The organism is Treponema sp., assembly GCF_017430385.1.
Taxonomy (GTDB): Bacteria; Spirochaetota; Spirochaetia; order Treponematales; family Treponemataceae; genus Treponema_D.
On the sequence record NZ_JAFRNB010000032.1, the window covers coordinates 1 to 8563 of the forward strand.

Below are 8563 nucleotides of genomic sequence, written 5' to 3' on the forward strand. Positions count from 1 at the left end.
AAAATCTGTTTTTTTTGTCCTCATGTTGTATGTTATGTACCCAATGTGGCGCAGAATGTCTGCATTTCCGTCAAAGCCAAGCAGAAGCTCGTCAGGATTCAGCTGGAAGGCTTTATAAAAATGACCTCTTCTTGAAAGAAACGGCACGAGGGAGTCATGTTCATTCAGGCTCTGGTTGTAGACATACATCATGAGCATGTCCCATACGCATATTGTCTTGGATTCCGGGAAGCCCCAGAAGTTGTCTGTTACGACACTTTTTGGGAATTCGCACAGGGGCTTTAGTTTTATGGCATCCTTTCCGCGCTTGTCAAAGCCGAATTCCACGGTCGAAAACCTCCCCTAGCCGTCAATCGTGACAAGCGTGCCGTCAATCCACGGCTCACATTCCCAGACCATCGCCGGAGCTACTTGTATTGGTGTAAGAGTTCTGTTTGAGTCAGTATCAGCGCGCATGTTGCCTGCCCCCTGCGAAAAAATATACGGTGAGATTAATAGCAATGTTATGGTCAAGAGATGTTTTGCTTTCATTTTCCTCCGCTCAGTGCACTTTTTGCCTTTTCGAGCAGGTATTCCTCGATCTCTGCCTGAATGTCGCTCATTTTGTAGAGGCAGGCTTCTTCTTTCTTCACCAGTCGTCCGTCATGTCGTCGAGCGGGCCGTGTTCTTCTGCTTTGAAACCACTCTTTTTCTCGGCGGTGTTTTTTGCAATCATCGTGATTTTTGCGGGCTTGATTTCTTGGATGTGCGTTTCGTTTTCGGAAACTTTGGGGGCGGAAACCGTCAGCAGTTTTTCAAGAAGCTGGTATTTTTCAAGATTTTCCGTGTCGTTCCGCTCCAGAAGCACCGCTTCGTTCACATAAAAATCATGCAGGTAGTCAAGCGCAGTTTTTCCGCGATAGTCCGTTACGCTGATGTCCGCGCCTTTTTCTATCAGCCAGCGCGTCTTTTCAATCAGAAAGTCAAAGTCGGGGATGCCGCTTATCATGCGTTGCTGCCGGTCAAGGAGGCTCATCAGGACGGTCATTCCCCTTTTGTTTTCGGCTGAATTCAAATCCGTTTTTCCGGCAAGGATTTCCGCCGCTTCCATTCTTTTAAAAACGAGTGCTTTTTCAAGCGGATTCACATAAAAATTGTTTCCCAGATTTGCGTTCGCGCCGCGTTCAAGAAGCAGTTTCACGATTTCGCTCTTTTTTTCCACAGCGTTCATGAGCGGAATGAAGGGAGTGTATCTGTCGGGTTCGCCGTCTGGATTCGCCTTGTATCTGAGCAGGATTCCGACAATCTCAGCGTTGTTCCTGTCGATTGCAAGTTCAAGCGGAAATTTTTCTTTCAGGGAATCGTATTCGTTCGGGTCTGCGCCTTTTTTGAGCAGTTTTTCGACCGTTTTGGTCTTGTCCTTCAAAATCGCCTTTACGAGTTTCGTAGGCTGGGGCGAGCGGAAAAAATGCACGGCAAAGAGCGCGCCTGCGCCGAGCAAGAGACCGAGCGCGATGAGCGCGGCTTTCATCGTCTTTCCCGAAAGGTACGCCGTTACTGCCGCCGCGATTCCAAAGCAGAGACCGACAATGCCGACGACCGCAACGACGGCGAACAGAATGAGAAAAACTTTTGCAATCGGTACAAGGTCAAGGTTCATGATTCGCTCCTTTTACTCCAAATACCCGCCGTAGCACCAGCCGACGGTGCCGCCCTTAATCGGCTTGCCGTCGCGGTCTTTTGCGCCTTTCTGCACTTCAACCTTTACCCAGTTTGAGGAAATGCCGTCGATTGTCTCCGCTTTGCCGAGTTCGAGGATTTTCACTTTTGTTCCGGCTTGCATTACGGCAAGGACTTGGGTTGAGGTTGCTTCGCCTGAGCGGAGTTTCAGGTTTTCGCGGACGGTCATTGTCTTGTTTGGGGCGACATTTGCGGGAGTGCCGCCGCTGAAGTCGCGGATTGCGCAGACGGAGCTGTAGGGTAAATCTTTATGCTGTCCATCCCAATCGCCATTAGTGAACAGCATTCGTAGTGCATAGAGTTCATATTCATCGTGTGGAGATGATGACCAATAGAAAGATGTTTCATTATCATCAAATCCATCACCCCCGCACAAGTCGCTTGCCGCGTCCACGCCCTCGCGGTTCTTCCAAATCTGGAACAGCTCGGCAACCGTGGGGAGATACCAGCCGTCGGCAAAGGGAGAGCCAGCCACGCGGCTGTCCGCTTGCGCCGCGTAGTTCTTGGCAAAGTAAAACGCGGGGTACTTCTGCGCGTCCGCCGTGTCGTCCTCGCTTCCGTGCGCCGCAAGGTATGCGCCGATTTGCGAAAGGTTGTCGCTCCCGTCCAAGTCGCCCCCAAAGGTGAGCCTGCCCGCTTCCCCGCTCGCGGGGCATTGAATCGTGTCGATGTTCATGCCGCAGGCGTTCGCGTCGCTCCTGTACCACGCAAGCCCTTCCTTTTCGTGAGCCAAGCCCACGCCCAGAAGCCGCTCGGGCCCGTCATTGGAGCATTCCGTTCCCCTGTAGAAGATGACGGCGACGGCGGCTTTTTTCTGCGCGTCCGTGAGCGTAAGCCCCTCGCGCCACGCCGTCGCCGTTCCGTCCGCAAACACGATGTCGCCCACGCTGTCAGGTCGGCTCTTCTCGCCGTAGGGTTCCGCAAATGCAACCGACGACAGCACGACCGCCGTCGCAAAAATCAGAAATATCTTTTTCATCGTGTGTCCTCCCTTGCCGAACCCCGCATATTCTTTTTGTTTTTCAATAAATTGCGTTTCAAGTTATGAAGTATTTTCCATAATCAAAGTTTTCCCCGTCGCGCTGTATTTCTTCGCTGATTTTTTCAAGATTGAATTTTTGTCGAAGTTGTTTCATTATCTCGTCATCGCCATTTACTTTCAAAAAATAAAGCGCAGGATCTGGATATATTTGTTTTATTTTCAGTTTACTATTTTCATCAAATTCATACGCCTCAAACGCTCCGTTAGCAATTTCAAGTGTAACGAATTTTACTTTGCCATTTTCAAAAAACTCAATTACCAAACCATGATGCAAGTTGTTCTTTTGATACGAAATTTGTTCTAGCTGAGTTGATTTGAAAAAATACTCCTTACAAATTCCTGTGACAAAACCATTTACCACATCAGCTTCCATACAAATCCAACCTCTGTCAAATTCTTCAATATGTCCGCTATACAACTTCGTGCACTTCTCATCATAATAATAAATTGGATTACCGTTTCTGTCATAATCCCAAAATAAGTCACTTATGTTCATATATTTTTCCTCCGTGTGTTTCCCTCATTGTACCACATTTTGCGCGGTCGCTACAGGGCGGGCTGGGGCTATCTTCCTTCCCCGCGCTGCAGCTTGTCTATCTCCGCCTGAATGTCGCTCATTTTGTAGAGGCGGAGGAACTCTTTGTCCTTTTTCTTCACGCGAATCACATAAATTGTTCCGTACACAGGAGGCTCCAGAAAGCCCTGGTCCTCAGAGTATACAGAAGATGGGAAATACTCTTCAGACAACACTGTTACAGAAACACCGTTTTTAATACAATTGAACCCAAGTTTGTACAACTTTTCACCCATTACTCCGGTAATACCACCGAAAATACCAGACACCCATTCTCGTTTTTCAGAAACACACTTTGACATATATTTTTTTTCTTTCGACAAAAAAGGTTGTAATATTGTTTCGTCTTTTTCTGAGTAATCGTCATTAAATTTCAATATTTTATTATTTATTTCATCCAAAAACACATTTTCCCCAATTTTCTTTATGTTCAAGACATAACCACTGTTAGTCAGATTTAGATAATCTGTGAGTTTATTCTTTGTTTTTTCATGGGTACTCAAATTATAAAAAAAGTAGTTAACTAACGGTAACGGACCTTCTCTTCCTAAAAACAAATTCAACTCGGGAAAAAAATCAGCCAAATATATTGAAGAATCTTCTTGATCCTCAAAATCCAAAAGGATTTTATCCTCATACAGTGAATAAATAACAAGCCTATTTTTATCTTTATCACCATTTGTAAATGGGAAATAGAAAATCCCGTCTTTGGCAGGAAAAATGTGAACACTGTGATATTTAAATGTAAGAAAAGGGATAAGTTCTTTTGTTCTTTTCTCATTAATATCTGCAAGATATACCTGATTTCCACGAAAAGAGGATGTAATTATTCCTTTATCAGGAACAGTTTCCAATTTATATGGGTCTACATATGATTTAGGGAATTTTACCAAAGGCTTTATTTTTATTTTGTTTTTTTCAGTTATTTCAAACGAAGAAAACTGCCCCCAACCATCAACTGTAACAAGCTTTCCATCCTTCCATGGCTTCAGTCCTAGAAAAAAATCTCTGTTTTTTATTTGTATTTCTATCTGCCCCTTTACCTCTTGAGTATAAAACTTTTCAGAAATATTTTCGTCTAAGTTCATGTTTTTTTCCTGCGGAAAAATATATGGCGAGATTAATAGCAATGTTATGGTCAGAAGATGTTTACCTGCACGCATAGCCAATAATCCTGTAATAATTGTCAATCGAATCATGGTCAGAATATCTGTAAATATTTTTTTCCATGCTCATCTCACGGATAATCAGCGTGAATCCGTCTTTTTTTATAATCAGTGGCTCAGTACTGTCAACCGCAGCATTCCAACACGGGCTTCCTTTTTCCTTCATTAGCGGAAGAATTGCGTCCGTGATGTCGATTTTTATGTTGTTGCCAAATTTTACGGTAACATTTTTCCATTCACCGCTGTACCAATATCCGCTTTCTTCCTTAAAATAATACATCTCGGAAAATCCGCTTATATTCACAGGCTTTTCTTCCGGGACATCAACTTTGTAACTGTAATGAATAAATTTGTATGCCTCATCTGACTGGAGTTCTTCTTCGCTGTTATAATCGCCTGAATACGGAAAACCGAAAGTGTCCTTGAATTTGTCTGTATCAATTCCATATCCGGTATAAACTTCAGACACAAAATCAGGCTTTTTTCCTCTTGAATCTGACAAATCCCATACTGCTTTAACAATCTCAGACTTGTCTTTTTCAAGAATTGTATCCACAGCTGGGGCTGGAATGATCTTTCCGTTTTGGTACAAGTCATATTTTTTAAGTATGCGGGTAATTCTTGAAAATTGGCTTCGACTTGCGCTGTCAAGAATATTGAGCGGAGTAAGGCTTCCCAAAATGCAGATAAATGCGAAAATTGGAAAGACTGCCTGCATATATTTTCCTTTTTTGACAAGCGGGAGAACGCAGAAAATAGTGCTGAAAATGATGTAGTAAAGGCTTGCGACTCGTGCAGGTGTAAAACCATAGGCCGAGATTCTGATTGAAAAGGCAATAATCTGTACTAAAATCAAGACGATAAGGAAAATTGAGCCATATATATAGAAGAAAGATGTGGCTTTGTTTTTGTAATTTCCGAGCGAGAGGTAGAAGAAAAGATAAAGGACGGTCGCCACAGAAACGAAAGGATTGATTTTGCCCGAAGGAAGCTCCCTCACAACGAGAGTTTTTATGAGATACAGGTAAAGAACCAGAATCAAAATACAGTAGAGCGTAAAAAGTGTATACAGGACGATGACCTTGAAAGTCTTTGGAATGGAAATATCCTCGTTTTTCTTTGTGGTATATGAGAGAAATGTGCACGGAAAGAAAAAGCAAGAGGCAATGAAACATAGCGTGATATAAACATTTTCATTATTGAAATTATAAATCAGTTTATCTACTGAAAGCGCAATCACACAAAGCCCAAAACCGACACAAAATGCAAGCAAAAAAGAAATCATCAGCGCACAGATGATATTCGGAATTACTTTTTCCTTGTCCTGCGAAAAAGAAAGAAGATAAGGACAAATAACTAAAAGAGCGGAAATCGTTCCGAAGTAGACCAGGTAAAATCTTTCAGAATTGTGATTGCAAAAATTGTAGCCGGGGAAAAATGCCAGGCCAACGCAGACAATCTGTGATATTAAAAGGAAGATATTTTTCTTTTTGAATGAAGAAAGAAGCTTCTCCAGGGCCAGCCGTGAAAAAACGGACAAGGCGAACGCCCAGCAAAGGCTCTTCCCTATTATGAATGAAAAAGAATTTTCATCTGTCCCTGTCTGAAAAGTTTCATACGATGCAAAAATCGTAATAAGCGCGCTGAGCAAAAAAGTTGCCGGAAAGCGGAATAATGTAGGCTTTATCGTAGCCGCGAATTGATTTAAAAATTTCATTTTCATTTTATTCTCCCCTAGTTCTCATCAATATCCGTGAACATTATTTCGTAATCTTCTCCACCGATTTTTACCGTGGTGGGCAGGTGGAGTGTCTGGGATTTTGCCTTTTTGTAAAAATCTTTGTCAAAGTCAAGAATCCCAAGCCCCCAGTCTGTATCATACTTTGCCTTTAACCAATATAAAATATACTCTCCCATATTTGCTTTCGTCGGGCGGGCATAAACAACAATGATAAAATTTGGAATGCCTAAGTTCGCGTCACCTCGAATCCTTGTATATTGATATGGAGAAGTTTCGTTCGGGTCTATAAGCCAGGTGTTACCGTTTGAATGAAGGTAGATATAGTCATCCTCAATAAACGGAGTGTCGCTTTCTTCTTCGCTGATAATTCTGTTTTCCCGCTCGACAATCTCAGAAAGAATTTCCTGAAGCCGTTCATCTGTTACAGGCGGAAGTTCATCAGGGAATCGGGAAGTCTCCTTCTCAATTATCTCTCTGATAGCACTAGCTAAACTGCTGTTAAAATTTTGAGCAGTTTCTTCATCGACAGACTTTTCTTCGTTCTGCTCTTCATCAAGGCGAATGTTGTAATCTCTGAGTGCCATAGCTGCTCTTTGGTTGTCTTTTTTGGCAGCCGTCTGGTAGCACTCAATCGCATAATCTATGTCCTGCCGAAAGACTTTGTTCTTGCTGTCCCAATACCCATTTTCTAAAAGCACACCAAGCTCATAAGCACAGGAAGCGTCACCATAAAACATACCCTTTTCAAAAAACTCCTTAGCTTTTTCAAAATTTGAGTCTTCAAGCTGACCTTCCTTTGAGTATTTTCCGAGGAAATAGCAGGCTTTTCCAGTGTCTTCAAGCCTTTTCCATGAGTTTTCCTCGCTCACATATTCATATTCGACATTCTCAAAAATATATACGGTCTTTGTGAACAAATCGTAGGCTTTTTGCTGGCTTTTCGTGTCAGAGTTTGAATCATATTCCTTAGCAAGCTCAAAGACAGCGATGAGGTCATTTTCGCTAGCCCTTTTTTCAAGCTCTGCGATTTGCGCTTTTTTTTCTTCGGACAGAGATTCTGCACCGCTGTTTATGTCTCCATCAGCTCCCAGATATAAGGAGCAGTATTCGTTTCCTGCATCCGCGGCCTTTTTCATCCATTCTAATGATTTTATACCGTTCGGGTGCAAGCCGCTGTAATATAAGCAGAGAATATACATGGAATCTGCATCGCCTTTTTCTGCGTGTCTCAAAAGATACGGAAGTTTTTCTTCTTCAAGTTTGATATTTTCTTCTTTTTCTTTGGCACGAGCCTCATAGTATTTTCTCCGCCATTTTGCCCGTTCGTCTGTGTACTCCGGATAAAGATACATATAAAGGTAGAACATTGCCGTCGTATTTCCGTTTTCGGCGGCCTCAATGTAATAAGGAGCGGCATCTTCTTTTCCGTAGAGTTTTCGGTGGGCTTCTGCAATCAAAAAAAGAATATTCTCGTCATCAAGATGATTTTCACGGATTTTTTCAAGATAAGAAAGAGATTTTTGAGCAGTTTCGTTATAGTTTCCCCAATCCTCATCGCTCATATATTCGTCCGTTACTTTATCATCATTGCAAAGCGAAAGATAATAGGCCGAAAGATTGTAGAGAGAAGTCACATAATTTTTGTCAGCCGAGCGAGTATAATATTCAAGAGCCTTTGACTTATCTTTTCCCTCTTCAATCCATCCCAAAAAATTAAGGGCCGGGGCAAAATCTTTTTGTGCAGCTTTTTCAAGATAAAGCCTGCACATTTCTTCATCTTTTTTGGTTCCGATTCCGTTGTAATAGCAGTAAGCAACACCACACTTTGCAACCAGGCACTCTTCGTCATCGTCATCGCGACTGTCCGCAATATTTTTGTATTGAATGAAAGCCTCGTTTTTGGTAAAGCGCATATAAACATCGACAGGTATTTGACTTAATGGCTCGCTCGTAACGCTTCGGACGGTTTTAGTCCATTCATCGATTCCAAGAGCATATTCGCAGGCTTCGGAAAGGCTTTGTGCGAAAATCCGGGAAGAGCAAAGGGTGAGAATAAATGTGATGGTGATAAAAACTTTTTTCATTTTTGAATATAACCTTATTTTAAACAAAACCTTACGCTTAAATATACACAAATAGCATAAAATTATCTATAATCACTAAAGGTTTATAAAAGGGAGAAGCCAGGGCATCCGCATTAAAATAACTTAATGACTCTATCCAGATAATCTTCGCATTTATCGCAAATGTGCTGCTTTTGAGAAATTGTAATGTTTTTGGATTTTATGACATCCGAAAAATCTGCTTGCTTCAGAAGATTC

7 protein-coding genes and 1 pseudogene are annotated in these 8563 nt (G+C 42.3%); all 8 read right to left on the minus strand.

Translation table 11 applies throughout. The annotated features are described in order from the left end of the window. Positions 1-327: pseudogene (locus IJJ71_RS02280) on the minus strand (hypothetical protein); the annotation flags it as partial. A gap of 15 nt (positions 328-342) precedes the next feature. Beyond that, positions 343-531 carry a hypothetical protein gene (locus IJJ71_RS02285; RefSeq protein ID WP_296845072.1) on the minus strand — a complete coding sequence of 63 codons (189 nt, stop codon included), beginning with the start codon at positions 529-531 and terminating at the stop codon, positions 343-345. A 97-nt stretch (positions 532-628) separates the two neighbouring features. Next, positions 629-1639 carry an ankyrin repeat domain-containing protein gene (locus IJJ71_RS02290; protein ID WP_296845074.1) on the minus strand — a complete coding sequence of 337 codons (1011 nt, stop codon included), beginning with the start codon at positions 1637-1639 and terminating at the stop codon, positions 629-631. Positions 1640-1651: 12 nt separating this feature from the next. Further along, positions 1652-2698, minus strand: coding sequence for an SH3 domain-containing protein (locus tag IJJ71_RS02295; protein WP_296845075.1), 1047 nt, complete (start codon positions 2696-2698; stop codon positions 1652-1654). Positions 2699-2756: 58 nt separating this feature from the next. After that, positions 2757-3257, minus strand: coding sequence for a hypothetical protein (locus tag IJJ71_RS02300; protein WP_296845077.1), 501 nt, complete (start codon positions 3255-3257; stop codon positions 2757-2759). A 68-nt stretch (positions 3258-3325) separates the two neighbouring features. After that, positions 3326-4534 carry a hypothetical protein gene (locus tag IJJ71_RS02305; protein ID WP_296845079.1) on the minus strand — a complete coding sequence of 403 codons (1209 nt, stop codon included), beginning with the start codon at positions 4532-4534 and terminating at the stop codon, positions 3326-3328. Next, positions 4485-6224 (minus strand): DUF4153 domain-containing protein, encoded by a 1740-nt coding sequence (locus IJJ71_RS02310; protein WP_296845080.1) that lies wholly within the window; start codon positions 6222-6224, stop codon positions 4485-4487. The genes IJJ71_RS02305 and IJJ71_RS02310 overlap by 50 nt, the downstream gene beginning before the upstream one ends. Before the next feature lie 11 nt (positions 6225-6235). Beyond that, positions 6236-8326, minus strand: coding sequence for a tetratricopeptide repeat protein (locus IJJ71_RS02315; RefSeq protein WP_296845082.1), 2091 nt, complete (start codon positions 8324-8326; stop codon positions 6236-6238). Positions 8327-8563 lie beyond the last annotated feature (237 nt).

What these genes read in the sequence shown, in the direction of transcription:
- IJJ71_RS02285 (WP_296845072.1), bottom strand. Translation starts at nt 531, where the DNA reads ATGAAAGCAAAACATCTCTTGACCATAACATTGCTATTAATCTCACCG.
- IJJ71_RS02310 (WP_296845080.1), bottom strand. Translation starts at nt 6,224, where the DNA reads ATGAAAATGAAATTTTTAAATCAATTCGCGGCTACGATAAAGCCTACA.
- IJJ71_RS02290 (WP_296845074.1), bottom strand. Translation starts at nt 1,639, where the DNA reads ATGAACCTTGACCTTGTACCGATTGCAAAAGTTTTTCTCATTCTGTTC.
- IJJ71_RS02300 (WP_296845077.1), bottom strand. Translation starts at nt 3,257, where the DNA reads ATGAACATAAGTGACTTATTTTGGGATTATGACAGAAACGGTAATCCA.
- IJJ71_RS02305 (WP_296845079.1), bottom strand. Translation starts at nt 4,534, where the DNA reads ATGATTCGATTGACAATTATTACAGGATTATTGGCTATGCGTGCAGGT.
- IJJ71_RS02295 (WP_296845075.1), bottom strand. Translation starts at nt 2,698, where the DNA reads ATGAAAAAGATATTTCTGATTTTTGCGACGGCGGTCGTGCTGTCGTCG.
- IJJ71_RS02315 (WP_296845082.1), bottom strand. Translation starts at nt 8,326, where the DNA reads ATGAAAAAAGTTTTTATCACCATCACATTTATTCTCACCCTTTGCTCT.